At 74.6% G+C, this 25576-nt stretch carries 20 protein-coding genes; 12 read left to right on the plus strand and 8 right to left on the minus strand.

Annotation, left to right across the window (positions count from 1 at the left end; translation table 11 throughout):
• Positions 1-12: 12 nt before the first annotated feature.
• Positions 13-681, minus strand: coding sequence for a lysophospholipid acyltransferase family protein (locus ACFVUY_RS05470; protein ID WP_359898578.1), 669 nt, complete (start codon positions 679-681; stop codon positions 13-15).
• A gap of 176 nt (positions 682-857) precedes the next feature.
• Here ACFVUY_RS05470 and ACFVUY_RS05475 point away from each other — a divergent pair, with 176 nt between their 5' ends.
• Entirely contained in the window at positions 858-1070 is a 213-nt protein-coding gene (locus tag ACFVUY_RS05475) for an EF-hand domain-containing protein (RefSeq protein WP_359898577.1), read from the plus strand.
• A gap of 103 nt (positions 1071-1173) precedes the next feature.
• On the opposite strand, the gene ACFVUY_RS05480 is transcribed toward ACFVUY_RS05475, so the two are convergent.
• Positions 1174-3375 carry a CDP-glycerol glycerophosphotransferase family protein gene (locus tag ACFVUY_RS05480; protein WP_387727547.1) on the minus strand — a complete coding sequence of 734 codons (2202 nt, stop codon included), beginning with the start codon at positions 3373-3375 and terminating at the stop codon, positions 1174-1176.
• Between the two features lie 900 nt (positions 3376-4275).
• Between ACFVUY_RS05480 and ACFVUY_RS05485 the strand changes: the two genes are divergently transcribed.
• Positions 4276-4542: a hypothetical protein gene (locus ACFVUY_RS05485; RefSeq protein WP_049650625.1), complete on the plus strand. Its 267-nt coding sequence runs from the start codon at positions 4276-4278 to the stop codon at positions 4540-4542.
• Positions 4543-4826: 284 nt separating this feature from the next.
• A complete protein-coding gene (locus tag ACFVUY_RS05490; RefSeq protein WP_380538050.1) occupies positions 4827-5288 on the plus strand; it encodes a YjbQ family protein in 462 nt (153 codons plus the stop codon).
• Positions 5289-5383: 95 nt separating this feature from the next.
• Here the strand turns inward: ACFVUY_RS05490 and ACFVUY_RS05495 are convergent, their stop codons facing one another.
• The gene (locus tag ACFVUY_RS05495) at positions 5384-5938 is read right to left on the minus strand and encodes a DUF1990 family protein (RefSeq protein ID WP_387727549.1); all 555 of its coding nucleotides are present in this window, start codon (positions 5936-5938) and stop codon (positions 5384-5386) included.
• 225 nt (positions 5939-6163) lie between these two features.
• Between ACFVUY_RS05495 and ACFVUY_RS05500 the strand changes: the two genes are divergently transcribed.
• Positions 6164-6382, plus strand: a complete 219-nt coding sequence (locus ACFVUY_RS05500) for a hypothetical protein (RefSeq protein ID WP_387684992.1) — start codon at positions 6164-6166, stop codon at positions 6380-6382.
• 33 nt (positions 6383-6415) lie between these two features.
• On the opposite strand, the gene ACFVUY_RS05505 is transcribed toward ACFVUY_RS05500, so the two are convergent.
• Positions 6416-9451: an AAA family ATPase gene (locus ACFVUY_RS05505; protein WP_387727551.1), complete on the minus strand. Its 3036-nt coding sequence runs from the start codon at positions 9449-9451 to the stop codon at positions 6416-6418.
• Positions 9448-10617 carry an exonuclease SbcCD subunit D gene (locus ACFVUY_RS05510; protein WP_387684996.1) on the minus strand — a complete coding sequence of 390 codons (1170 nt, stop codon included), beginning with the start codon at positions 10615-10617 and terminating at the stop codon, positions 9448-9450. The genes ACFVUY_RS05505 and ACFVUY_RS05510 overlap by 4 nt, the downstream gene beginning before the upstream one ends.
• A 255-nt stretch (positions 10618-10872) precedes the next feature.
• On the opposite strand from ACFVUY_RS05510, the gene ACFVUY_RS05515 reads away from it, so the two are divergent.
• The 3 genes from ACFVUY_RS05515 (at position 10873) to ACFVUY_RS05525 (ending at position 14379) form a co-directional block, all read left to right on the plus strand.
• The gene (locus ACFVUY_RS05515; RefSeq protein ID WP_387727553.1) at positions 10873-12057 is read left to right on the plus strand and encodes a hypothetical protein; all 1185 of its coding nucleotides are present in this window, start codon (positions 10873-10875) and stop codon (positions 12055-12057) included.
• A gap of 307 nt (positions 12058-12364) precedes the next feature.
• Entirely contained in the window at positions 12365-13036 is a 672-nt protein-coding gene (locus tag ACFVUY_RS05520) for an NUDIX domain-containing protein (RefSeq protein WP_387727555.1), read from the plus strand.
• A gap of 545 nt (positions 13037-13581) precedes the next feature.
• Complete coding sequence (locus ACFVUY_RS05525) at positions 13582-14379, plus strand: SGNH/GDSL hydrolase family protein (RefSeq protein WP_387685002.1); 798 nt, start codon at positions 13582-13584, stop codon at positions 14377-14379.
• A 90-nt stretch (positions 14380-14469) separates the two neighbouring features.
• Here the strand turns inward: ACFVUY_RS05525 and ACFVUY_RS05530 are convergent, their stop codons facing one another.
• The 3 genes from ACFVUY_RS05530 to ACFVUY_RS05540 all read right to left on the minus strand — a co-directional run bounded on the left by ACFVUY_RS05530 (position 14470) and on the right by ACFVUY_RS05540 (position 19390).
• Complete coding sequence (locus ACFVUY_RS05530; protein WP_387727557.1) at positions 14470-15438, minus strand: nitroreductase/quinone reductase family protein; 969 nt, start codon at positions 15436-15438, stop codon at positions 14470-14472.
• Between the two features lie 648 nt (positions 15439-16086).
• On the minus strand, positions 16087-17271 hold the full coding sequence (locus ACFVUY_RS05535; RefSeq protein ID WP_387727811.1) for a polysaccharide deacetylase family protein: 1185 nt from the start codon (positions 17269-17271) through the stop codon (positions 16087-16089).
• A 292-nt stretch (positions 17272-17563) separates the two neighbouring features.
• Positions 17564-19390 carry an AMP-dependent synthetase/ligase gene (locus tag ACFVUY_RS05540; protein WP_387727559.1) on the minus strand — a complete coding sequence of 609 codons (1827 nt, stop codon included), beginning with the start codon at positions 19388-19390 and terminating at the stop codon, positions 17564-17566.
• A 453-nt stretch (positions 19391-19843) separates the two neighbouring features.
• On the opposite strand from ACFVUY_RS05540, the gene ACFVUY_RS05545 reads away from it, so the two are divergent.
• The 5 genes from ACFVUY_RS05545 (at position 19844) to ACFVUY_RS05565 (ending at position 25142) form a co-directional block, all read left to right on the plus strand.
• Positions 19844-22858, plus strand: coding sequence for a nitrate- and nitrite sensing domain-containing protein (locus ACFVUY_RS05545; protein WP_387727561.1), 3015 nt, complete (start codon positions 19844-19846; stop codon positions 22856-22858).
• On the plus strand, positions 22855-23274 hold the full coding sequence (locus ACFVUY_RS05550; protein ID WP_049652175.1) for a roadblock/LC7 domain-containing protein: 420 nt from the start codon (positions 22855-22857) through the stop codon (positions 23272-23274). The genes ACFVUY_RS05545 and ACFVUY_RS05550 overlap by 4 nt, the downstream gene beginning before the upstream one ends.
• 8 nt (positions 23275-23282) lie before the next feature.
• Positions 23283-23927, plus strand: coding sequence for a DUF742 domain-containing protein (locus ACFVUY_RS05555; RefSeq protein ID WP_387727563.1), 645 nt, complete (start codon positions 23283-23285; stop codon positions 23925-23927).
• A gap of 103 nt (positions 23928-24030) precedes the next feature.
• Positions 24031-24582 (plus strand): ATP/GTP-binding protein, encoded by a 552-nt coding sequence (locus ACFVUY_RS05560; RefSeq protein ID WP_387685349.1) that lies wholly within the window; start codon positions 24031-24033, stop codon positions 24580-24582.
• A 401-nt stretch (positions 24583-24983) separates the two neighbouring features.
• Positions 24984-25142 carry a hypothetical protein gene (locus ACFVUY_RS05565; protein ID WP_359898564.1) on the plus strand — a complete coding sequence of 53 codons (159 nt, stop codon included), beginning with the start codon at positions 24984-24986 and terminating at the stop codon, positions 25140-25142.
• Positions 25143-25576: the final 434 nt, after the last annotated feature.

The following is a 25576-nucleotide window of genomic DNA, read 5'->3' on the forward strand; positions in this document are numbered from 1 at the left end:
CGGACGCGGCGGTCAGGCCGCCTTCGGCACCTCGTTGTAGCTCTCCGCGACCTCCTGGCCGGAGAGCCGCTGGATGGCCGCCATGACCTCGTCGGTCACCTGCCGACGGGCCTTCAGCGAACGGGCCTGCCCGTGCAGCTCGTCGAAGTGCAGCGGCTCGCCGAAGCGGACCGTCACCTTCTTCAACCGCGGGATCCGCTTGCCCACCGGCAGGATCTGCTCCGGACCCTCCAGCGCCACCGGCACGACCGGCACGCCCGCGGTCAGCGCGAGCCAGGCGACGCCCGTCTTGCCCCGGTAGAGCCGGCCGTCCAGCGAGCGGGTGCCCTCGGGGTAGATGCCGAAGGCCTTGCCGTCCTCCAGGATCTCCAGCGCCGACTCCAGCGAGGCCTGAGCGGAACGGTAGGTGCCGCGCTCGACCGGCACGGCGCCGATGGCCTCGAAGAAGTCCTTGGAGAGCCGGCCCTTGAGCCCGGTGCCGGTGAAGTACTCGGCCTTCGCGAGGAAGTGGACCCGGCGCGGGGCGGTCAGCGGGATCACCACGCTGTCGATGAAGGACAGGTGGTTGCTGGCCAGGATCACCCCGCCCTTGCGCGGCACGTTCTCGATTCCCTCGATGGCCGGCCGCCAGATCCCCCGCGAGACCGGTTTCAGCACCAACTTGGTGACGAGGTCGAGCACGATTCCCTCCCTGGACGAACGACCGCCCGGGAGGAGCCCGGGCCTGCAATCAGATCCGCAGACTACGACACCCACCCCCGCGCACGTCCACTCCCGGCGACCGTGGCGCGCACCACGGCCGGGTAGGGTACGGCCGTCCGAACCGAGCGACACCCCGCAGTACCCAGGAGGGCACGATGGAGACCACCGAGGCGATCAAGGCCTTTTTCGACCGTTTCGACAAGGACGGCGACGGCAGGATCACCCCGGCCGAGTACGCCCTGGCCGCCAACGAGATGGGCGACCACGACGTCACCATCTCGATGGCCGAGGCGCTGATCCACAGCATGGACACCAACCACGACGGCGTCCTGACCTTCGAGGAGTTCCTGGCCGCCCGCCGGCGCTGAACCCGCGCCGACGGGGCCGGTCGCCGTACCGGCGGCACCGGCCCCGTCCGGACGCCCCCGCTGTTCTCCGCGGGGTCCGCCGCAGCGTCCTCCGCAGGGGCCGCTACTCCTCCACCGGGAACACCCGGCGCACCACCCGCTCCGAGGCCCCGCCGTCGTCCCAGACGCAGAACTTCGCCCGGAACCGCGCCCGCGCCGCCGGCTCCGGGTCGCCCGCCAGCAGTGCCCGCGCCAGCCCGTCCGCGTCCACCGTGACCGCGCCCGGCGGCTCCGCGAACAGGTCGAAGTAGACGCCGCGTTCCCGCTGGTACTCCTCCCAGTCCGGGGCGAAGATCACCACCGGCCGGTCCAGCACCGCGTAGTCGAACATCATCGACGAGTAGTCCGTCACCAGCACGTCCGCCGCGAGGTAGAGGTCCTCGACGGTCGGGTGCGCCGAGACGTCCACGATCCGCGCCGATTCCGTGCCGGCCGCCGACAGGTCGCCCGGGCCGTCGGTGTGGAAGTAGTGGGTGCGCACCAGCAGCGTGAAGTCCGGGCCCAGCCGCCGGGCCAGCGCCGCCACGTCCAGCAGCGGCACGTAGCCGCCCTTGCTGCCGCGGTGGGTCGGCGCGTAGAGCACCGCCCGGGTGTCCGGCCGCAGCCCGAGCTGCTCGCGCATCGCCCGGACCTCGTCCGGAGCGGCGTTCGCCAACCGGTCGTTGCGCGGGTATCCGGTGTCCAGCATCTCGTACCGGCCCGGGAAGGCGCGGGCGAAGTGCCCGCTGGTGTGCGGGTTGGGGGAGACCAGGAAGTCCCAGCGGTCGACGGCCTCCTGGAGCAGCTCGAAGTCCATCCCCTCGGCCGCCGCCGGATGGTCGCGCAGGTCCATGCCCATCGCCTTGAGCGGGGTGCCGTGCTGGGTCTGGACGTGCACCGTGCCCGGCCGCTTCGTCATGGTGCGGGGGAAGTTGACGTTGTTGACGAAGTACTTGGCGGTCGCCATCGCCCTGAGGTAGGCGGGGGTGTTGACGATCACGTGCGGAACCCCGGGCGGCAGCGCGGCGGCCTGGGCGCGGTTCTCCACCACCCACACGCCCCGGATCCGCGGGGCGAGTTCCTTCGCCTTCTCGTAGATCGCCGCCGGGCTGCACGCGTAACCCCGGTGCCAGTAGGCGGCGTAGACGGCGAGGTTCTCGTCCAGCGGCAGCCGGCGGAACGCGTTGTACGCGGTGAACCGGGCGCCGCTGCGCATCCCCTTCTTCACCGCGGGCGCCACCGCCCGTGCCCCGCGCTTGAGTTCGCGCGGCAGCCGCCCGGTGCGGCGCAGCTCCGCGTAGGCGATCCGGGCGCCGCGGGCGGCCAGCCGGTACTGCACGCCGCGCACCCCGCCGGGGAAGCGGTAGCCGGCCGGGCGGTGGCGGTCGAAGTGCCGGGCGATCCGCCGGAAGAAGTCCTTGCGCAGGTCGGCGGGGACCAGCCCGGGGGTGTCGTAGACGTTCAGCGCCTGGCGGACGGTCCGGTCGAAGACCAGGGTGCGCAGCGGGTCCGGGACCGGCCGGCCGGGGCGGTCCGGGCGGTCCAGGAAGGCGAAGATCGCGTCGTACTGGGCGAACACGTCCGCGTGCTTGGGGGAGGAGGTGGCGGTGATCGCGCCGTCCCGGCCGCGCCGGTAGAAGTAGCAGGGGCGGTCGAGGTAGCGCAGCCGCTCGGCGGCCAACAGCGCCGGGTAGGTGACCGAGATGTCCTCGTAGTAGCCGCGGCCGAAGGAGACGCCGAGGCCGTCCAGGAAGGCGCGGCGGAACAGCTTGTTCCACACCGACATCACGGTCTGGAACAGCGCCGGGTGCTCGGCCAGGGTGCAGCCCTCGACCAGCGGGGAGCCGGCCAGCACGTGGCGCCAGGGGTTGGGCTCGGTCCCGCCGTCCGGGTAGACGTGGGTGAAGTCGGTGATCAGCACGTCGGCCGGGGTCTCCCGGCGGCGCTCCTGCGTCAGCTCGTCCAGCAGCGCGCCGACCGTCCCCTCGGGCACCCAGTCGTCGCTGTCCACGAACCAGACGTACTCGCCGCGGGCCTGCGGCAGGGCGGCGGTGCGGGCGCCGCCGAGGCCCTGGTTCTCGGTGAGGTGCAGCACCCGCAGCCTGCTGTCGCGGGCCGCGTAGACGTCCAGGATCGCGCCGGAGCCGTCGGGGGAGAGGTCGTCGACCGCGATCACCTCGAAGCGGGTCTCCGCGGCGGGGGTGTCGCCGAGGAGCGAGTCGAGGCAGTGCGGGAGGTACCGCTCCACGCCGTGGACCGGGAGCACGATGCTGAGGAGGAGGGACACGCTGGCCGAGTGTACCGATCCACCGGGTGCCACCTGCGCGGACGTCCGGTGCGGGGCTTCCGGGGTGGTGGCCAGGGCGGTGACCGGGGGTGGCAGTGGTGGTGGGGCGGCTCGCGGCAGGGGCCGTGGTGCACCCGGAACCGCCGGTGCCGGGCCCCTTGCGGGGCGGCACCGGCAGTCAGGTGGCGGTCCGGCCGACCCTCGACGGCCGACCGCCGGTCCGGGCACCGCGCGAGCCGGGCCGCCGCAGCGTCGAGGCGGCCGGGCAGTGGCTCGCGGGAGCCGGAGTTCTTCATCAATCGAACACACGCTTGGGTGCGGTGCGGGCACTGGCGTGTGCAATCAGATACTGCTTGGAGGTTCGGCGGGAGTCAATCCCTCGAATGTGTTCACTTCCTGAAGTCGGTCGGTCACGGTGTCGGCCGGCGCCCGGTTCGGCCGGGCCGTGCACGGATCGGGTGCGGCGAACGCCCCCCGATGATCGCTTTGTCGATGTGGCGGCCGTCTCCCGGCTGTCCCCTATATGGCGGCGCGAGCGGGGCGCGGGTGAGGTGCGGGTTGGGCGCGGGCGGGCCCTTGGTGGGGTGCGGGCGGGTCGTTGGCGGGGTGCGGGCGGGCCGCGGGGCCCGGTTCCGCAGGGGCGCCGCCGTGCGCCGGGCGCGTGTCGTGCGTGTGCCGTGCGTACGGTTGCCGCACCTCGCCTGCCGGACCGGGTGACGGACGGCCGGTCGTGCACCATCATTGATGCCTAGTCGTGACCGGCCTGGTGGCCCCTGGTGCTTCGTCAGTTGACGCCGCACGATACGGTGGCACAACACCAAGGACGGTTGCGCGAAGGCCGTCCTTCACGGATAGTCTTCGCCTCACGGCCCTGGCGCCTCGTAGGGGTGGGAAAAACTGATGGAACACATGCAAGTGCGGACTCGGCCCCGCGTGCCGGCGATCCAGTGCGGTGTCGGCACGACCGGCCGCCGGATCGACCGACACCTGGCCGTGCTCGGCGCGCCCGCACTCCCGGCGGTGGACACCGCCGAAGCACTCGGGTTGATAAGGGAGCTCACGCCGCGCGGCGCCGAGGCCCCGACGACCCGTCGTCGCCACACCAGGATCTCGCTGCTGACGCCGCTGCGTCGGCTGCGGCGGAGCCTCTTCGGCGGGCGCGGCTAGTTCGACCGGCGCGGTACGGGTCCCTCCCCGCCGCCCGGTCGGGAACCGACCCGGTGGACCGTCCGGTCCACCGGGTCTTCGGTGTGTCCGGACGATGTCCCGGGTTCGGGCCCGGCGGGGCTCGGTGAAGGCCCCGGTGAAGGCCCGGGGTGGGGGCTCCGGTGCGTGCCGCGCCGTCCGGGTGATGTGGTCTGAACCTTTCACCCTACGCGAGTTCGCCTCCCCGGCGCGGCGAGTCGGCGAGGGAGTACGCCCGGCCCGCTGACCTGGGACAGGATGGCGCCATGGCGGACAACAACCACTCCACCCGGACCGGCTCCTTCCCGGACACCACCTTCCAGAGCGGCACCATCGAGATCACCACCGGCAACCGCGAGGTCGCGCTCGACATCACCGACCGCTGCGCCGCGTTCCTCGACGAACGGGCCACCGGGCGCGACGGCCTGCTCAACATCTTCGTCCCGCACGCCACCGCGGGGATCGCGGTGCTGGAGACCGGCTCCGGCAGCGACGACGACTTCCTCGCCACCCTGCGCGACCTGCTCCCGGCCGACGACCGCTGGCGCCACCGGCACGGCAGCCCCGGCCACGGCCGGGACCACGTGGTGCCCGGCCTGGTCGCCCCGCACGCCACCCTGCCGGTCCTCGGCGGCCAACTGGCCCTCGGCGTCTGGCAGTCGGTGGTGCTGATCGACACCAACGGGGACAACCCGCGCCGGACCGTCCGGCTGTCCTTCCTCGGCTGACCTTGGCGCGGTGCGCGCGGTGCCCGGCGGGCGGGCCGGGCGCGCCGCGCCTGGGCGGGCTCGGTGGTCCGGGCGGGCTCGGCGGGCTTCGCGACTCAGCGGACGTGCGAGGCCACCGCGGCGAGGTAGCGCTCGATCGCCAGGTGCTGGCAGAGCAGGGCCACCGGGCGGCCCAGCCTGGCGTACCAGGCGGACAGCCGGGAGAACGCGGTGACCTCGAACCACACCTCGCCGTCGGCGTCCATCGACACCAGGAACGCCTCCTCGCCGCGCTCGGGGTGCCCGGGGAGGGTTCCGTACCCGAACCCGATCCGGTCCGGCTCGTCCACCGTCCACACCACCCGGCAGGGGATCACCAGACGCGGCCGCCGGCTCCCCGGCAGGTTCAGTCGCAGCAGCACGGTCCCGCCCTCCCGGGCCGGGCCGGCGGGGTACACCGCGAAGCCGGTGCCCAACTGGCTGCCCCAGCCGAGCACGTACCGGCCGGCCCGCTCCAGAACCTCCGCGCCGCGCCCCAGGTGGACCCGCCGCCGCAGGTGGGCGTAGCCGTCCGGGAGCCGTCCGCCGCCGCCTCGGGTGGCGCCCACCTCGGGGTACGACGGGGTGGTCGCGTGAGCGGCGAGGAGACGTCGATGCAGGTCGGTGGGCATGCCGGTCACGGTAGCCGCCGGGCGGGAGGGGGCCTGCGGCGGGGCGGGGCGGGTTCGAGCGGACGGGTTTCAGTGAACGGCCTTCAGCGAACAGATTTCAGATGACGGATTTCAGCGAACGTTTTCTGAAATCTGTTCGCTGTCATTCGTCCGCCGGGCGCTCGGGCCGACTCGGCCGGGGCCGAGCCTGTTGCAGCTCAGCGGGGAGCGGAGTAGGAAGGCGGCATGAACGACACCGGTACGAACCAGGAAGCGGCCGTCTGCGAACTCGTGTCCGAGGGCGGTGCGGAGGCGGCGCTGCGGCACGACCCGGAGGCGACCGGGCCGCGCGCCGACTGCGTGCTGTGCGGGGAACCGACCGAACTGCCCGCCGACCGGCCCGGCAGCACCCTCTGCCCGGTGTGCGCCTGGCAGCAGGCGCAGCGGATCGCCTGCTCGGGCTGATCCACGGCCGACCCCGAACTGCCCGGGGTCGGCCTACGCGTCCTCCCGCCCGGCCAGCGCCAGGGTCGAGCCGCGCCGCCCCTTGCGGACCAGCAGCTGGGCGGGGATGCGGCTGCGCAGGTCGGCGACGTGGCTGACGATGCCGACCGCGCGGTCCCGCTCGCGCAGGCCGTCCAGGACGTCCATGACCTCCTCCAGGGCCTGCTCGTCGAGGGTGCCGAAGCCCTCGTCGATGAAGAGGGTGTCCAGCGGCATGCCGCCGGCCTCGTCGGTGACCACGTCGGCCAGTCCCAGGGCGAGGGAGAGCGAGGCGAAGAAGCTCTCGCCGCCGGAGAGGGTCGCGGTGTCCCGCTCGGTGCCCGTCCACGCGTCGACCACCCGCAGGGCCAGGCCCGAGCGCTTGGTGCCGCTGCCCCGGTCGTCGCTGTGCACCAGGGTGTAGCGCCCGCCGGACATCCGGACCAGTCGGTCGCTGGCCGCCGCCGCGACCTGCTCCAGCCGGGCCGCCAGGACGTACGACTCCAGGCGCATCCGCAGCCGGTTGTCGGCGGCGGTGCCGGCCGTGAGTGCGGCGAGCCGGGTGATCCGCCCGTACCGGTCCAGCGCGGGGGCCAGTTCGGCGGCGAGCCCGGTCAGCTGCCGCCCGATCGCGGCCAGCGCCCCGCAGCGCTCGCGGGCCGCCGCGTGGGCGGCGTGCGACCGGCCGAGCCGGTCGGTGGCGGCGCCGAGTTCGGCCGCGACGGCGGGCAGGTCCACCGGCGGACGGCCCGCGGCCTCGGCCAGCTCCGGCAGCCCCAGCTCGCGGCGGACGGCTGCGGTCTCCGCGCGGTGCCGCTCCAGTCGGGCCTCCAGCCGCTCGCGCTCCTCGCGCGGCAGCAGCACCGCCAGGGCCGCCGCCGGGTCGGGGAAGCCCGCCGCGGCGGCGGCCTTGCCCAGTTCGTCCTCGGCCTCGTCGAGCCGGGCCGCCGCCTCCGTCCGGGCCCGGACGGAGTTCGCCGCCACGGCGACCGCCTCGGCGAGCCGGGTGAGGGCCGCGGCCCGGTCGGCGACCGAGGGCGCGTCGCCCCGGGCGGCCGCCACCCGGGCGGTCAGCGTCCGCTGCTCGGTGCCGAGCGCCAGCAGCCGGTCGGAGAGGACGGCGGCGCGCTCCTTGGCCTCCTGCAACTCGTCGACCCGGCGGGTGCGGTCCTGCGACAGCCGGGCCATCTCCTGCTCGACCCGGCCGAGCGCCTCCGCCGCGTGCCGTGCCCCGCGATGCTGGTCCTCCAGCCCGGCCAGGGCCTGCGCGAGCGCCTCCGTCGTGTCCGGCCCGGCCGCGCCGGCGGCGGTGGCCTCGCGCACCCGCAGTGCGGTGAGCGACTGGTCGGCCTCCGTCCAGACCCGCTCGGCGTGGGCCTGGGCCCGGCGCGCCCGCTCCTCGTCCTCGGCGCCGACCCGGCCGCCGGGCGCGGCCTCGGCGGGCGCCGGGTGTTCCGGCGAGCCGCAGACCCGGCAGGCCTCTCCCGTGCGCAACTGCTCGGCCAGCTCGGCGGCCATGCCGCTCAGCCGGCGGTCCCGCAGGTCCAGGCTGTGCTCCCGGGCGTCCAGCGCGGCGGTGCGCAGCGCGACCGTCCGGGGCTCGGCCGCGGCGATCTCGGCGCGCAGGCCGTCGCGCTCCCGCGCCGCACCGAGGCGTCCGGTCAACTCGGTGCGCTGACCGTCCAGTTGCTCGACCCGGGTGGTCGCCGACCGGGCCTCGGCGTGCTGCTGCTCCAGACGGCCCAGTTCGCCCTCGAACTCGGCGAGCCAGTCCTCGGCCTCCTCGGCCAGTTCCTCGGCGGCGCGCCGGTCCTGTGCCAGGGAGCCCTGCTCGCGGGTGAGTTCGGCGCAGCGCCGCTCCTCCGCCCGGGCCGCCTCCAGCCGGACCACCTCGGCCCGCAGCCGCCGCTCGGCCTCGGCCAGCCCGGTGGCGTCGGCCCCGGCGAGATCCCGGCCCCCGGTACCGGATCCGGCCAGCAGCTCGCGGTGCCGGCGCTCCAGCTGCCGCGCGCGCCCGAGTGCCTCGGCCGCGCTCTCCCGCAGTCGCAGGGCGGACTCCACCCCGACGGCCTCCTGCGCGGCGGCGAGCCGCCGCCGGTCCGCCGTCGCCGCGGGCTCGAAGCCGGCCAGCCGCTCGGCCCGGTCCAGCGCCTCGCGGTGCCTGCGCTGGCGACCGGCCAGCTCCTCGGCGGCCTCGCGGCGCTCCTGGGCGGCGCGCTGGGCGGCCCCGGCGCCGACGAGGGCGGCCTCGGTGACGGTGAGCTGCTCGGCCGCGCCGCTGCGCAGGACCGCCGCCCAGCCGAGCACCCCCGCGGCCAGACCGTCGTCGTCCTCGGCCGGCACCCAGCCCGCGGCGGGTTCGGCGCCCGGACCGGCCGCCTGCTCGGCCTTGCTGGCGAGGTCTCGCAGCCGGCGCCGGCCGGCCTGGACGGCGGCCTCCTGGCCGCGGCGCTGCTCGGCCAGCCAGGCCTCCACGTGCTGGAACCGCTCGGTGTCGAACAGCCGCCGCAGCAGCTTGCCGCGCTCCTCCGAATCGGCCTTGAGGAAGCGGGCGAAGTCGCCCTGCGGCAGCAGTACCACCTGGCAGAACTGCTCCCGGTTCATGCCGATCAGCCGGTGGATCTCCTCCCCGGCCTCCTGGTGCGACTTGCTGATCCCGCGCCAGCCGGGCGCGCCGTCGCCCGTGTCGAGGACCCACTCGCGCAGCAGGGTCTGCGCCCGCTCGACGGTGGTGCCGCTCCCGACCTTCTTCGGCCGGCGCTGCTCGGGCAGCCGGGTGACCTGCAGCCGCCGCCCGCCGAGGGTCAGCTCCAGCTCCACCGAGGTCAGCCGCTTCGGGTCGGCGTGGTCGCTGCGCAGCCGGTTGGCCCGGCGCGCGCCCGGCGTCTCGCCGTACAGGGCGAAGCAGACCGCGTCCAGCACGCTGGTCTTGCCCGCGCCCGTCGCGCCGCGCAGCAGGAACAGCCCGCCGGCGGCGAGCGCGTCGAAGTCCACCGTCTCGCTGCCCGCGAACGGGCCGAAGGCGGTGACGGTGAGCCGGTGCAGCCTCATCGGGGCAGGTCCGCCTTCCGGTCCGTGGTCTCCCGGACGCGCTCGAAGCCCTCCCGCAGCCAGCCGAGCTCGTCCGGCTCCGGCTCGGCGCCGGGGCGGACGTGCCGCAGGAAGCCCTCCGCGATCTCCAGGTCCCCGCGGCCGCTGACCCGCGCCGCGTAGGACTGCGAGGGCTCGGCCTCGCTCCGCTCGGGGTCGAACAGCAGCTGGAGGGTGTGCGGGAAACGGCGGCGCAGCCGCTCCATCGGCTCGCTCGGCCGCGCCGCGTCGGTCAGCGTGGCCTGCACCCAGGACTGCTCGTGCTCGGCGTACCGCTCGTCGGTGAGCAGCGCGTCGAGGGTGTCGCGCAGTGTCGCCAGGCGGCGCGGCTCGGGACAGGGGACCCGGTCGGCCGTCACCGAGCCGTCGGCGGCCAGGTCGACCAGCCACATGGTCTTGCGCTGGTGCACCTCGGAGAAGGAGTAGGCGAGCGGGGAGCCGCTGTAGCGCAGGTGCGGGGCGAGCGTCTGGCTGCCGTGCAGGTGGCCGAGCGCGGCGTAGTGCACGCCGTCGAAGACCGACGCGGGGACGGAGGCGACGCCGCCGACCGCGATGTCCCGCTCGCTGTCGCTCGGCGCGCCGCCGGTGACGAAGGCGTGCGCCAGCACCACCGCCCGGGTGCCGGCCGGGCGTGCCGCGAGGTCCTCCCGGACCCGGTCCATCGCCGCCCCGAGCACCGCCGCGTGCCCGCCCTTCGTCAGCCCGAACCGCTCGCGCACCAGAGTCGGCTCCAGGTACGGCAGCCCGTACACCGCCACCGGGCCGTGCTCGTCCGCCAGCAGGACGGGCTCGGCGCACTCGCCCGGGTCGGTCCGCAGGTGGATGCCGGCCCGGCCGATCAGCCCCGCGCCGACGCCGAGGCGGCGGGCCGAGTCGTGGTTGCCGCTGATGAAGACCGTCGGCACCCCGAGGTCCGCCAGCCGGTGCAGCACGTCGTCGAACAGCGCGACCGCTTCCAGCCCGGGCAGCGCCCGGTCGTACACGTCCCCGGCGACCAGCACGGCGTCCACGCCCTCGGACCGGACCACCTCCACCAGGTGGTCCAGGAAGGCGCGCTGGGCGTCGTGCAGGCTCTCCCGGTGGAACGAGCGCCCGAGATGCCAGTCGGAGGTATGCAGCAGTCGCATGGTTCCCGACCCTAACCCGCAGCACTGACAATCCCGCCCGACCCGGTGGAACCACTGGCCCCTGGCGCCCCTGGTGCCCCTTGCGTCCGCGGCCGGGGCCCGGGGCCGAGCGGCGGTGGGCGGGGTGGGCGGCGCCGAGCCCGTTCGATCACTCCGGGTGAATTGTCAGTGGCTCTGTGTATGTTCCTCGGCGTCGGCCACTCCCGGTCGGGGTGGTCGGCGCGATCCGGTGTCGGAGGGCGAGAAGGAGGAGTCATGGCTGCGGTACGGAAGTCGGTGCGCGAGGTGCTGGGCGCCGCGGCGGGGTGGTCCCCGCGGGAGCGCCGGCGGGTGCTGGTGCTGGGCGGGCGGCGGCCGGGTGGCGGTGCCGGTGGGGCGTCGACGGGCGGGCCCGGCGGGGCGGTGCCACCCGGGGGCGGGCGGCCGCCGGGGGCCCGGGCGGGAGGGGACGGTGCGCGGGCCGCCGGCCGGGGGAGCGGCGGCCGGGCCCGGGGCGCGCCGCCGCCCCACCCGGTGGCGCTGGCCCTGGCCGTCGACGCCGGGGACTTCGCCGGGCTCGCGCAGTACGGGCTGTTCGGCGGGCTCGGTCACCAGGCCTACCTGCGGCGGGCGGAGGAGCACCTGACGGCCCTGCACCGGCAGGGGCTGGAGGTGCACCTTCGGGTCCTGGAGGCGGGCGACTTCGAGGACTACTGCGCGGCGCTCGGCCTCGACCCCCGGGCACCCGCCGCCCGGGTCGCCTACGCGGGCGATCCGGAGCTGGCCGGGGAGCCGTTCGTCTACGCGGGGGAGCGGCTGGCCGAGTTGGTCCCGGTGCTGCTGGACGACCACCGCGCACGGGTGCGGATGTCCGTGGCCTGTGCGGCTCTGCTGGGCGCCGTCGGTGACGACCCGGCCGGGCAGTTCCGGATGGCCGCCGTGATGCGGTACGTGACGTCGGTCTACCTCGCGCTGGCCGAGGGCGCGGGGGAGGGGTGCCATCTGCTGACGCTGCGCTGCCACGGCCCGGAGGACGGCGAGGAGCTCACCTCGGCGGTGGACGTCTGCGTGGAGGAGGGGCTGCTGTACCCCGCCGGGCGGGACGCCGAGGCGTTCTGCGTCACGCTCGCGGCGGGCGTCGCCCTGGGTGGGGAGGGGGCGCTGCTGCTGCACGGCGATCCGTCGGTGGGCGTAGGGGCCGACGGCCGGAGCGACGACCGGTCCAGCCCGGTCGGCCGTCCACCCGCCTCCCCGGCCGGGGAGACCCGGCCCCGGCCGCCGGTGCGCGGCTGGGCGCTGACCGGCGGACGGCTGCGGCCGATGACCGCGCACGAGGTGTTCGACGAGTTGGCGGACGACGCCGCGCGCGGGCTGCCCTTCCCGCCCGGGGTGGACCCTCGGCCCGGGTTCCCGCTGCCCGGCTTCCGCGACCCCGGGGAAGGGGGTGGGCCGCTGGGGTGATCGGGGCGTCCACCGCCTCCGCGTCCACCGCGTCCGTCGTCTCCGCATCCACCATGCGGCGCTGGGGACTGTTCATCGACCGCGTGTTCGGGGAAGATTCGGAGAAGATCAACAGCAGGAGCGCGCGGTGCCCCACGCCGCCGTTCCGGCCGCTCCGCCCCGTACCGCGCCCTGCAGGTCCTCCCCGCGCACCGCCGGTCCGGCGAAGCCCGACTGCGAGAGGGGGACGGATGAGCGAGCGGAGCGAGCTCGGCGCCGGGAGGTGCGCGGGGGCGAGCGTCCCCGTCGAGCGCCGCGGGGCGAGAGCATGAGCCCGATCGAGTACAGCGCGGAGGTTGCGGAGCTGCTCGGGAAGGTGCGGCGGCGCCCCACGGCGGGCTGGCCGTGGCGGCCGGGCGAGCCGGTGCCGGAGGGGCTGCCGGTCAAGCAGTCCTGGGGGTGGCTGTTCGTACCCGACGGGCGGGTGCTGACGCTGGTGAACCCCCGGGACGGGATCTGCTCGCTGCCCGGCGGCTCGCTGGAGCCGGAGGACGATGGGGACCCGGCGGCCGCCCTGGCCCGGGAGGCGGCCGAGGAGGCGCAGGCCCGGATCGGTCGGCCGTACTACCTCGGCTACCTCTACGACCGGGTCGGTTCGGCGAACGGCGGGCACGAGTGCGCGCGGGTCCGGATGGCGGCGCTGCTGCGGTCGGTCGGCCCGAGCGTGGCCGACCCGGCCTCGGGCCGGCACTACCGGCGGCTGCTGGTCGCGCCGGGCCTCGCCGTCGAGCTGCTCGGCTGGGGCGCGCCCGGGCTGCGCCAGGCCCGGGCGGCGGTCGCCACTGCCGCCCGCTGGCTCGGCGTGCCCGCGGCCGCGAACGAGGCGATCGAGGAGTTGCCGGTCGAGGGCTGCACGGTCTCCCCGGGCACCGTGTATCCGGGTGCCGGGTACACGGGTGCCGTGCAGCCCGGTGGTGGCCGCCCCGGCGCGCGGGGCTGACCTCGCGCGTCGCCGTACTCCCGAGCGACGTCCCTGCGGGGCGCGCCGGCCCGGGCCCTCTGGGGCTTGACCGGGCCGGGCCGGGCGAGGCTTGAGCGGGCCGGGCCGGCCCGGGTCGACGCGATGCCCTGACGCACCGCCATGTGGGACGTCAACATGGGCCACTTGCGTCCGATCGGCCACAGCGGTGAATTCTCGTGGTGCCGCCGATGCCCTTCTGGCCCACCCTTCACCTGCCTTCGCGGGTGTCACCAGCCCCCCCTGGTTCGGCTGACACCCGATTCGAATCCGACCCGGCAATGGTCGGGCGGCAACTCCGCGCTTGTCTTGCACGAAATTTCTGCAAGTTGCCGGTCTACGCGCGCTGCGCTACGCGCGTCACCGCACACCCCCGCTGACCTGCGTGAAATCACGGACCGTCAGCGGCAGTTCATCTCGGAGCTATCGGACGTCCCGTCAATATCCTTGGCATGACCGCTTCCGGGTTTGGCTACCGCCTGGTATCACTTCTGTGACCCTCACCACGCCACCCCACTGGAGCTGTGATGATTCGTCCTGCCCGCGCCCTGTCCATCGCCGCCATAGCGGCGGGCCTCACCATGACGACGCTCTTCGCCGCGACGTCCGCGAACGCCGCCGGCGTCAACTACGTGGCCCTCGGCGACTCGTACTCGTCCGGTGTCGGCGCCGGCAGCTACCTGAGCGACAGCGGCAGCTGCAAGCGCAGCACCAACGCGTACGCGTACCTCTGGAAGAACGCGCACGCGCCGTCCTCCTTCAAGTTCGTCGCCTGTTCGGGCGCCAAGACCGGCGACATCCTGAACAGCCAGATCTCCGCCCTGGACGCCAGCACCACGCTGGTCAGCATCTCGGTCGGCGGCAACGACGCGGGCTTCGCCGACACCATGCAGACCTGTGTCCTCGGCTCGGACGCCGACTGCGTCAACGCCGTCAACACGGCCAAGAGCTACGCCACCACCACCCTGCCCGGCCAGCTGGACAAGGTGTACTCGGCGATCAAGTCCAAGTCCCCGAACGCCCACGTCGTGGTGATGGGCTACCCGCACATCTACAAGGTCGGCGGCAGCTGCATCTTCGGCATCGGTGACACCAAGCGCGCCGCCATCAACGGTGCCGCCGACACCCTGGACGGCGTCCTCGCCAAGCGGGCCGCCAACGCCGGCTTCGCCTTCGGTGACGTCCGCAGCATCTTCAACGAGCACGAGATCTGCGGCTCGCTGACCACCTGGCTGAACAGCACCACCCTGCCGGTCGACGAGAGCTACCACCCGAAGGCGGCCGGCCAGTCCGGCGGCTACCTCCCGGTGTTCTCGGGGCTGTAAGCACTGCCGCAACGGACCGCCCCGTCCAAGGGCGGACCGGTGCCGCCGCCCCCTCCCGCAGCTCGGGAAGGGGACGGCGGCAACGCCGTTTCAGCCGCCGCCCGGTGATGACCGGTCCGGTGCCGGCCTGCCCTTGGTCGACCCGCCCGGTGCGGACGGGTTCGGTGCGGACGGCCCCGGTGCGGGCCCGGTCGGCGGGAACGGAATGCCGGCGAGGACCGGCAGCAGTTCCGCCTCCTCGAAGTCCAGATGTGCCTCCAGCTCGGCGGACATCCGGTCCAGCTCCGTCCGGAGCCGCTCCGGTTCGGTGATCGGGATCCCGGCCAGCAGGCCCACCAGCTCCTCCTTGATCCGCCCGATGGCCCGGTGCTGCTCGTCGAGCCGCGCCAGGACCTCGGCCAGCTCCGGATGGCTGCGCGCGAGGGCGGGAAAGATCGCGGAGTCCTCCCCGGTGCGGTGGTGCGTCAGCCCGTCGCAGAAAGCCAGGCAGTGCTGGCGCAGCTGCAGCCCGAGCGCGGCCGGGCGGCCCGGGACGTGGGCGTGTGCCTCCTCCCGTACGTGGCGCAGCTGCGCGCGCAGCCAGGTGTGCGCCTCCAGCAGCTTGTCGGCGAGGCTGCGCACCACCATTGGGGCCGGACCGCCGGCGGGCGGTTCGAGCCGCTCCAGGACGACGACCGGCAACTCCCGGTCGGCATAAACCTGGTAGTCCCCGTAACCCGGAGCCTTCCGGACCACGGCGGCGAACAGCCGCTCCCGGCGGTCGCCCTCGGCGGGTACGGCGACGGTGTCGAAGGCTTCGGTGCCGAGCTCGACCCGGACCACCGGGTGGGCGAGGAGGTTGCGGTACCACTGGGGGTGCTCCGGCGCCCCGGCGGCCGAGGCGACGACCAGGAGCAGCCCCTCCGCCCGGACGTACCCGAGCGGCACGGTGTGCGGCCGCCCCGAGCGGGCTCCGGTGGTGGTCAGCAGCAAGAGGTCGCCGCCCTCGAACGGGCCGCCGACCCGCCCGCCGTTGGCGCGGAACTCCTCGATGACGTTCAGATTGAAGGACATGGGCATGGGTGTGTGATGGATCTCCAGAGAGGAAAGGGGAGTTGCGGCCACAAGCGGTGCCGGTGCCTGTGTCGTTGCCCTGTGCCTGTGCCTGTGCCTGTGCCGTTAGCGGAGATCGGGGCCGGAGACGGGGCCGGTCATCGGGGCCGATGATCGATCGGCGCCGGTGGTCGGATCCCGGTCCGGTGCTACGGCTGCCGGCCCGTCCGGCGACATCCGTCGCGGGACGCGGCTCGCGCACGGGGGCACCGCGGTGACCGCCCGGTGTCAGATCAGGGAAGCGGAGAGAGTGCTCATCGCGCATCGTCCCTTCGGAAAGGTGCCGGCTCGGCTGCCGGCCGGCCTACTGCTCTTTGGCCGGCGCCGCGCTGCACGCCCCCATTAGAGCCAGGCCGCGGACACGCTGTCAACGAGCAGGATCACCGGCCCGGGGCGTCACCTCCGCCGCCGACTTCGAGGCGCGCCTGATCGGTCGGGACGGGGGTGTCTTCGGTGGCTGAGCCGCCACCGGGCCGAGCCAGGCGGGAGCCCCACCCCGGCCGCGAGCGGCGACGCGCCGCCGCTCCCCTCGAAGGCGGCGGCGCGTCGGGTCCGGGGCACGTGGCCCGGAGCGCGTCGGGTCCGGTGCACGTCGGCGGCTCCGGACGGTTCCCGTCAGTGCAGGTAGTCGACCAGGCCGGCCGGCTTGAGCCCGGCGGCGTCGGCGGCGGCGAGGGCGCGCTGGAGGTCGGTGGCGAGGGTGTCGGTCCAGTGCATCAGCACGACGTCGCCCGGCTGCAGCGGGCCCGGGTGCCAGATGTTGGCGGCACCCCAGCTGAAGTCCGCGTCGGCGGTGAGCACGGTGCGGATGCCGCAGTTTGCGGCGGCCTGCAGGGTGTCGGCGTTCCAGGTGAAGTACGGCGGGCGGAAGAACGTCGGCGCGGTGCCGAAGAGGCGGGTCATGGAGTCGCGTGCGTCGCAGATCTCGACCTGCTGCCGCTCCAGCGGGAGCGTGCTGAGGTCGGTGTGGGAGACGCTGTGGTCCTGGATCGAGGAGCCGGGCACGGCGGTGACCCGCCGGAAGAAGGCCGGGTCGGCGGCGGCGGGCATCGGCAGCGGGAAGGCGGTGATCGGCAGCCGGTGGTCGGTGATGAACCGTTCCGCCTCGGGGGTGCGCTGCCAGCCGTCGTCCACGGTGAAGAAGACGACCCTGTCGTTGGTGGGGACGGAGCCGGCGGCCACGGCAGGGGCGGGTGCGGGGCCGTCCACCCGGACGTCGTCCACGGAGAACGGGCCCTGCTGATACCAGCCGTGCACGTACAGCCGGATGCTGCGCGCGTTCGGGCCGGTGGTGAACCGGGTGCTCAGCCGTTGCCAGCCGCCGCCGGTGGTCTCCGTCCAGGCGGGGGCGACGTCCTTGCCGGTGCCGGTGGCGCCCAGGTGGACGAAGCTGCCGCGGACCCACGCGGAGGCCGTGTAGGTGGTGTTGGGCCGGACCGCGACGGTCTGCGCGCACTCGCCGGTGGAGTCGGCGTTCGCCGGGGTGACGGTGAGCGCGGAGGTGCCGGCGTGCGGGGCGGTGGTGCTGACGGACGCTTCGGCCGGTCCGCCGGTGCAGCTCCAGCCGGGGACGCTGCCCCAGTCGGCGAGCTCGGGGGAAGGCAGCTCGAAGCCGGGGTTGGTGGCGAGGTTGACGGTCGGCGCGGCCTGGGTGCCCGGGCCGCCGGCCGGGGGAGCGGCGGCGGAGGCCGCGGGTGCGGTGAGACCGCTGAGACCGGTGAGCAGCGCGACGGAGGCGGCCAGCACGGACAGGCGCGTGGGCAGGCACGAGGACAGGCGCGTGGACAGGCACGTGGACATCGACACGTGAGGACTCCAGCAAGTGGGGGCACGCCCGTGGGGAGAGCGTGAGCGGAATCGGACCGTGGAACTCTGAACGTGGAACTCTGAACGTGGAGCTCTGAGCGAGGAATTCTGAACGTGGAACTCCGGGATGCGGAACCCCGGATCGTCGCAACAATGGACTAGACCAATGGGGCCGTCAAGGGAACGGCGGATGAACCCGGCGGTCCCGGTCGGCCGACTCGCAGTCACCATGTCCGGAGGACAAGGGACAAGACGTCACGTCAGGGGCGCGGCGGACGGGCCCGGTTCAGGACAGGTACAGCTCCTCGATGTCCGTCGCGTAGTACTCGGCGACAGCCGTCCGCCGCAGCTTGAGCGAGGGGGTCAGCAGCCCCTGCTCCTCGCTGAACTCCCGGGGCAGCAGCCGGAAGGCGCGGATCGACTCGGCCCGTGAGACGGCCGTGTTCGCGGCCGCCACCGCACGCTGGACCTCCACGTGCAGTTCCTCGTCCGCGAGCACCGTCCACGGGTCCGACTGCTCCCGCCCGTGGGTCTTCAGCCAGTGCGCAAGTGCCGCCGGGTCGAGCGTGATCAGTGCGGCGACGTACGGGCGGTCGTCGCCCACCACCAGGCACTGGGAGACCAGCGGGTGCGCCTCGACCCGCTCCTCCAGGGCCGCCGGGGCCAGGTTCTTGCCGCTGCTGGTGACGATCAGGTCCTTCTTGCGGCCGGTGATGCTGAGGTAGCCGTCCTCGTCCAGCCGGCCCAGGTCGCCGGTCGCGAACCAGCCGTCGACCAGGGACTCGGCGGTGCACTGCGGATGGTTGAGGTAGCCGCCGAAGACCGAGCCGCCGCGCACCCACACCTCGCCGTCGTCGGCGATCGCCACCGAGGCGCCCGGCACCGGTCGGCCGACCGTGCCGAGCTTCTGCCGTCCGGCCGGGTTGGCGGTGATCGCGGCGGTGGTCTCGGTCAGCCCGTAGCCCTCGTACAGCTGGAGGCCGACGCCGGTGAAGAACAGGCCCAGCTCGCGCCGGAGCGTCGAGCCGCCGCTCATCACGCTGCGCACCCGGCCGCCGAGCACCGCCCGCAGCCTCGGGTAGACGGTCCGCTCGTACGCGAGGTGGCGCAGCCGCAGGGCCGCGCCCGGACCGGGGCCGCGGCCGAAGGCCTTCTGCTCCCGGGCGGCGGCCCAGTCGACGGCCACCTGCCGGGCCTGTTCGAAGAGTTCGCCGCGGCCGGCGTCCTCCGCGGCCCGCCGGGCCTGCTGGAAGATCTTCTCGAAGACGTACGGGACGGCGTGCAGGAAGGTCGGGCGGAAGGTCTCCAGTGCGGGCAGCAGCGCGTCGGTGGAGACCTCGGGGACGTGCCCGATCCGGAAGCCGCCGCGGATCGCCGCGATCTGCACGGCCCGCCCGTAGACGTGCGCGAGCGGCAGGAACAGCAGCGTGGCGGGGCGGCCGCCGCCGGTGTCGCGCAGGACGTCCCCCCAGCCGGCGAGCAGGGCGTCGGCCTCGGCGGCCAGGTTGGCGTGGGTGAGCAGGCAGCCCTTGGGGCGGCCGGTGGTGCCGGAGGTGTAGACGACCGTGGCGATGTTCCCGGTGGCGACGCCGAGGCGCTGGCGGTGCACCAGGGAGTCGGGCACTCCGAGGCCGTCCTCGGTGATCGCGGCGACGCAGTCGCGGTCGAGCTGCCAGATGCCGGTGAGGTCGGGCAGCGCGTCGCAGACCGCGCCGACCGTCATCGCGGCGTCCTCGTCCTCGACCAGGCAGGCCACGGCCTGGGTCTCGGCGAGGATCCAGCGCACCTGCTCGGGGGAGGCGGTGGGGTAGACCGGGACGGTGATGGCGCCGATCGACCAGAGTGCGTAGTCGAACAGCGTCCATTCGTAGCGGGTGCGGGACATCAGGGCGACCCGGTCGCCGTAGCGCACGCCGTGGGTGAGCAGGCCCTTGGCCAGGGCGAGCACCTGGTTCCGGAACTCGCGGGCGGTGACGTCCTGCCACTGCCCGTCCCCGGCCCGCCAGGACAGCTGGACCAGGTCGGGGGTGCGCTCGGCGGTGTCGTAGAGGGAGTCGGCGAGTCCTCCGGTGGCCTCGGGCGCGGCCGGGGCGGGGGTGGTGAACTCGCGCACGGTCCTCCCCAGTTCGGTGCCGGTCGTACGGGTGGTACGGGGTGCGCCGAAACTATCGGATCGCCCTGTCACTGCCCAGGGTTGTGGCGGTGACACGACGAGATCGGCACGGCTCCCCTCCGGTGGTGTCGCGCCCGGGGAGGCCCGGGGGAGGCGAGGGGGAGGCGCCGGGGAGGAATCGCGGAGGCCGCGGGCTCCGTACCGGCGCCGCATTCCGGGCATCGACGGATGTTCCGGATGCGTAGCGGAGGACGGGTGACCGGTTTCTGACGTGTGCGGGACGAGACCGGTCGGTGGACCGGTTCACCCCTCGAACGAGTGGTCAGGGCGTAGTAGAGTCTCGCAGACCTGTGGCCGGGAGCCCCTCCGCCGACCCCTCCAGCGTTCCCAAGACCCGCCATGTTCCCCCCTCCGCTCCCCGTCCGCGCCCGGCACTTTCCGACCGAGGACTCCATGCGTCTGCGCAGCAGCTCGATCCGCGCGAAGATCATCGCGCTGCTCCTGGTGCCCATCGTCGCGCTCACGGCCCTGTGGGCGTACGCGACGATCGCCACCACCGGGGACGTCTGGAACCAGCTCGGGATCAGCCGTACGTACAAGGAGTTCGCGGGCCCGGTCGACCAGTACACCGGCGACCTGCAGAACGAGCGCCGCGCCGCCGTCCAGCGGCTGGCCGACCCGCGGTCGCCGACCGCCAGGGAGGCCTACGAACGGTCCAAGGCCGCCACCGACCGCAGCCTGGACGTGCTGCGGCAGAAGAAGGACGGCTCCGGCGGCAAGCTCTCCGCCCCGCAGCGAGGTCGCTTCGTCCAGATCATCGCCGCCGCCGACCAGCTCGGACCGCTGCGCGCCCAGGTCGGCCGTTCCGCGCTGAACTGGGAGTTCGCGCTGGGCCAGTACAGCGACCTGGTCAAGCCGGTGTTCGGTTTCCGGTCCGCCTACGTCGCCCGGCAGAGCGGCCAACTCCCCCGTCAGGGCACCATCCTGATCGAGCTGGTGCGCGCCCGGGAGTACCTGTCGCAGGAGGACGCGGCGATGGAGGGCCTGCGCACGGGCGCCGCCAGGCCCACCGCCGAGCAGTACCAGGTCGCGCTGGACGCCCTGCACAACCAGCAGGCGCTGTTCACCGTCTACGTCGCCGAGCTCGAGCCCGCCGACCAGTCCGACTACGCCGCGCTGCGCGGCGGGGAGGCCTGGGGCGCACTGGCCCGGGCCGAAGCGGACTTCGTCGGCGCCGGCGGCCCCGACCGCGTGGTCCAGGCGCTCAACACCGACTCCTGGCGGGAGACCGCCGACCGGGCGCTCGGCGACCTCGCCTCGATCAACAGCCGGATCTCCGCCGGGCTGGACGAGCGCGCGCGCTCCGCGGCGATCGGAATGCTCTGGCGCGGCGGCATCGCCGGTGCGGTCGGTCTGGTCGCCGTGGTGCTGTCCATCATGATCTCGTTCCGGATCGGCCGGGGCCTGGCCCGCGAGCTGATCGGCCTGCGCAACGCGGCCGACGAGCTGGCCGGCACCCGGCTGCCGTCCGTCATGCTGCGGCTGCGCCGCGGCGAGCCGGTGGACGTGGCCACCGAGGCCCCCGAGCTGCATTTCGGGAACGCCGAGATCGGCCAGGTCGGCCAGGCCTTCAACGCGGTGCAGCGGGCCGCCGTCGAAGCCGCCGTCGAACAGGCCGAACTGCGGCGCGGGGTCTCGGCGGTGTTCGTCAACCTGGCCCGGCGCAGCCAGGTTCTGCTGCACCGGCAGCTCACCCTGCTCGACACCATGGAGCGCCGCACCGAGGACCCGGCCGAGCTGGAGGACCTCTTCAAGGTCGACCACCTCACCACCCGCATGCGCCGCCATGCCGAGGGCCTGATCATCCTGGCCGGTGGTTCGCCCGGGCGGGCCTGGCGCAAGCCGGTCCGGATGGTGGACGTGGTCCGGGCGGCCGTCGGCGAGGTCGAGGACTACGCCCGGGTGATCGTCCGGCCGTTCCCCGGCACCGGCCTGCTCGGCAGCGCCGTCGCGGACGTCACCCACCTGGTCGCCGAGCTCGTCGAGAACGCCGCGGTGTTCTCCCCGCCGAGCACCCAGGTCACCGTTCAGGGCGAGGTGGTCGCGCACGGCTTCGCGCTGGAGATCGACGACCGCGGCCTCGGGCTGAGCGAGCAGATGCTCGCCGAGATCAACGAACGCCTCGCCGTGGAGCAGGAGTTCGACCTCGCCGACACCGACCGGCTGGGCCTGTTCGTGGTCAGTCGGCTGGCCCGGCGGCACGGCATCCGGGTGCACCTGCGGCCTTCCCCGTACGGCGGGACGACGGCGGTCGTGCTGATCCCGCGCGAACTGCTCGCGGAGGCGCCCGACGGGAAGCCGGAGTCGGGCCCGGCCGGGCAGCGGGCCGCGGCGGGCGGCCGGCGCGGGCAGCGGGACCTGGTCGCCGTGCCCGGGTCGGGGGGTGCCTCCTGGGCGGCGTCCGGGTCGGTCGGCTCCGCGGGTGCAGGTGCAGGTGCCTCGGCCGGACCGGGGGTCGAAGGACGTACGGGAGCCGGCGCCGGCGCCGTAGGTGACGAGGCGGAAAAGCACCGCGGGACGACGGGCGGCCCGAGGCCGTCCGTGCCGGAGTCGGGCCGTACGGCGGGCGGGCTGCCGCGCCGGGCCTCGCGGGGCAAGGGCGGGCCGGTGCTGGTCCCCGCGCCCGTGGCGGACACCGAGGACGGGCCGGGGACGGGGCGGCACCGGCGGGAGGACCTCGCGGTGGCGGCGGCCGAGGCGGCCGTCGCGGCCGCCGGGGTCGCCGGAGCGACCGGGGCCGAGCCTGCGCCCGTGGACGCCGCACCCCGCACGCTCGGCGGCCTGCCCCGGCGGGTCCGGCAGGCGAACCTGGCCCCGCAGCTCAGGGATCAGCTCACGGAGCAGCTGAAGGAACGGTTCCGCAACGGGGCCGGAGCCGACGGCGCGGCCGGGGAAGCGTCGGCCGCGGACACCCGGGACGGCCGGGGCCCCCGCGACGGCGGGGAGACCCGGGAGGTCCGGGACCGCTCGCCCGAGGAGGCCCGGGCGACCTTCGCCTCGTTCCAGCGCGGCTTCACCCGTGGTCGCGGCGCCACCGTTCCGGCCGACCGTGCGGGCGCGTCCCCCGGCCGCGCCGGTGCGCCGGCGGACCGCCCCGGTGCTCCGTTGACGGATCGTCCCGGCACGCCCGACGATCGTGCCGTACGGGGGAACGGGCGATCCACCGCCGTACCGGCCTGGCAGCCGCCGGACCGGTCCCGGCGGGCGATCGCCCCGGCACCCGCCCCGGCGGCGCTGCCCGCGCCGCAGGACACCGGCCGGGCACCGCTCGCCCGTCGGGTGCCGCCCGGGCAGCCGGTCCGCCGGAACCCGGACACCGGCGCGCCCGCGCCACCCGCCGTACCCGAACCACCCGTTGTACCCGCTCCACACGCACCACCCGCTCCAGCGGAAGGAACTGATTCATGACCACGTCGATGCAGTCGTCAGGGGACCTCAACTGGCTCCTGGACGACCTGGTGGGGCGCGTCGCGGCCCTGCGGCACGCGGTGATCCTCTCCAACGACGGCCTGGCCACCGGTGCCTCCCGCGATCTCGACCGCGAGGACGCCGAGCACCTGGCAGCCGTCGCCGCCGGGTTCCACAGCCTGGCGAAGGGCGCCGGCGGGCACTTCAAGGTCGGTGGCGTCCGGCAGACCATGGTGGAGCTGGACGAGGCCTTCCTCTTCATCACGGCCGCCGGCGACGGCAGCTGTCTGGCCGTGCTGAGCGAGGCCGAGGCGGACATCGGCCAGATCGCGTACGAGATGGCGCTGCTGGTCAAGCGGGTCGGCGAGCACATGGCCGCCGAGCCGCGCACCGAAACCGCCCCGCCGGTGAGATGAGCGGTCCGATGGCGGATCCGAAGGCGGATGTGCCGGACGGCCCGGAGACGTCGGACGGCCCCCAGGTGCCGGTGGGCACGGCCGGGCCGTCCGGCGTCGGCGGTTCGGCCGGTGCCGGGGGTTCGGCCGGCGTCGATGGCCAGTCCGGGGTCGACGGCCCGGACGGTGTCGGCGGCCCGGACGGCCCGGATCGCCCGGGGGCGGCGGCGGAGGGTGGGCAGGCGGACCCGGACGGGCCCGAGGTCGACCTCTTCCGGCCGCGCACCCCGGTCGACGACCGCTGGTTCGACGACGAGGCCGGCCCGGTGGTGCGGCTCTACTCAATGACCCGCGGCCGGACCCGGCCGGTCGAGGAGGGGCTGTTCGACCTGATCTCGCTGGTCACCGCCGTCGAGCCCGGGCCGGTCGCGGGGGCCGTGCCCGCGCACGTCCTCGACCCGGAGCACCAGACGCTGCTCACCCTGTGCCGCCGCGAGCCGCTCTCCGTCGCCGAGCTCGGCTCCTACACCGACCTGCCGGTCAGTGTGGTGCGGGTCCTCCTCGGCGACCTCTACGACGCCGAGCTGATCAGCGTCACCCGACCCGTTCCGCTCGCCGAGCTGCCGGACGAGCGCCTGCTCCGAGACGTGATCAATGGACTCCGTGCGCTCTGACCCCCATCCCCGACCGGTCGGCACCGCGCCCGACCGGGACGGCACCGCGGCCCACCCGGCGAACGCCAACGACCCGCGCTGGCGCGGCGGCCCGTCCGTCGCGGTGAAGATCCTGGTCGCGGGCGGCTTCGGCGCGGGCAAGACCACCCTGGTCGGCTCGGTCAGCGAGATCCGGCCGCTGCGCACCGAGGAGGAGCTCAGCGAGCTGGGCCGTCCGGTGGACGACACCTCGGGCGTGGAGGCGAAGCGCACCACCACCGTCGCGATGGACTTCGGCCGGATCGACCTGCGGCCGGGCCTCGCGCTCTACCTGTTCGGCACGCCCGGGCAGGACCGGTTCTGGTTCGTCTGGGACGAACTGGCCCGCGGCGCGCTCGGCGCCCTGGTGCTCGCGGACACCCGGCGGCTTGCCGACTGCTTCCCCTCGGTCGACTTCTTCGAGCAGCGCGGCATTCCGTTCCTGGTCGCGGTGAACTGCTTCGAGGGCACCGAGCGGTTCTCGCCGGACGAGGTCCGCGAGGCGCTCGACCTCGACCCGGGCATCCCGGTGCTGCTCTGCGACGCGCGGCTGCGGCAGGACGGCAAGGACCTGCTCGTCGCGCTGGTCGAGCACGCCGCCGCCCTCACGTATCGCCGTGCCCCGGTCGGCGCCTGAGGGCGACTCGGCTCCGGCCCGACGTCGGCCGCGCGGCGGTGGTGCATCGGGCGTGCGGTGGCGGTGGAGCATCGGTGTGCGGCGGCGGTGCATCGGGCGGGCGACGGCGGTGCTGCGAGGACTTGGCAGGTGGGCGCGCCGACCTGCCCGTTCCGCCCGCCGTCTCACCCGACCGTCCGCATCCCGGACGATCACTGTGCCGAAGGTTGCCTAGACCGGCCCGGCCGTGGAAGGCTCTGTGGACGAAGGCCGCCCGGCCATGCCGTCGGGAGTGCCGGAAACACCCCGTTCGCACGGGCGTTGCGACCGGCGGACGGCCTTCAACGAACCGGCGAGGCATCGTCGGCGGGCGCCGGAGACGGCGCGCCACCGTGTGGAGAACGAAGGGGGAGGGCAGCCGGATGACCGTCGGCCGACGACGCATCATCACCGCCGTGCCCGGCTCCCCGATGCCCGATGCCCTCGTGTCCGGCACTGCCGTGCCCGGTGCCGCCGATCCGGCGCTCACCGTCCGCCGCTACATCGACCACGCGCTGACCTGCAGCGCGTGTTGTCGCTGACCGGCCTGACCCTCCCGGTGCGTCCCCGGCGCTGACGGCCCACCCGGCCCACCGCCCGACGCACCGCCGACACCCGTCGACCAGGCCGTAGCGGACCGCCCCACCGGCGTGCCCGCGGCCGACCATCCGGACCCGCCCAGCGGAGAGACCACCAGTGAACATCGTCTGCCCCAGTACCGCCCCCGGCGTCGTCGACCGTACCCGAACGACCGGGTCGGCCCCCGCGATGCGCGCGGACGGACGGATCGGACGGTGGAACGGGCGCGGGAGCCGCGCCGTGGACAGCCGACGGGGTCGCCCCGACCTCGAGCCGTTCTGGCCGTCCCGGCAGCCGCACCTGTTCGATCAGACGTGTCCCGGCTCGCCCAGCGCGTCCCGGCCCTCCGCCCGCTGATCCGGTTCGGTCCAGCCCAGGCAGTACGCCCGGTCGACGC

Source organism: Kitasatospora sp. NPDC058063 (assembly GCF_042885395.1).
In the GTDB taxonomy this organism is placed as follows: domain Bacteria; phylum Actinomycetota; class Actinomycetes; order Streptomycetales; family Streptomycetaceae; genus Kitasatospora; species Kitasatospora lactacystinica.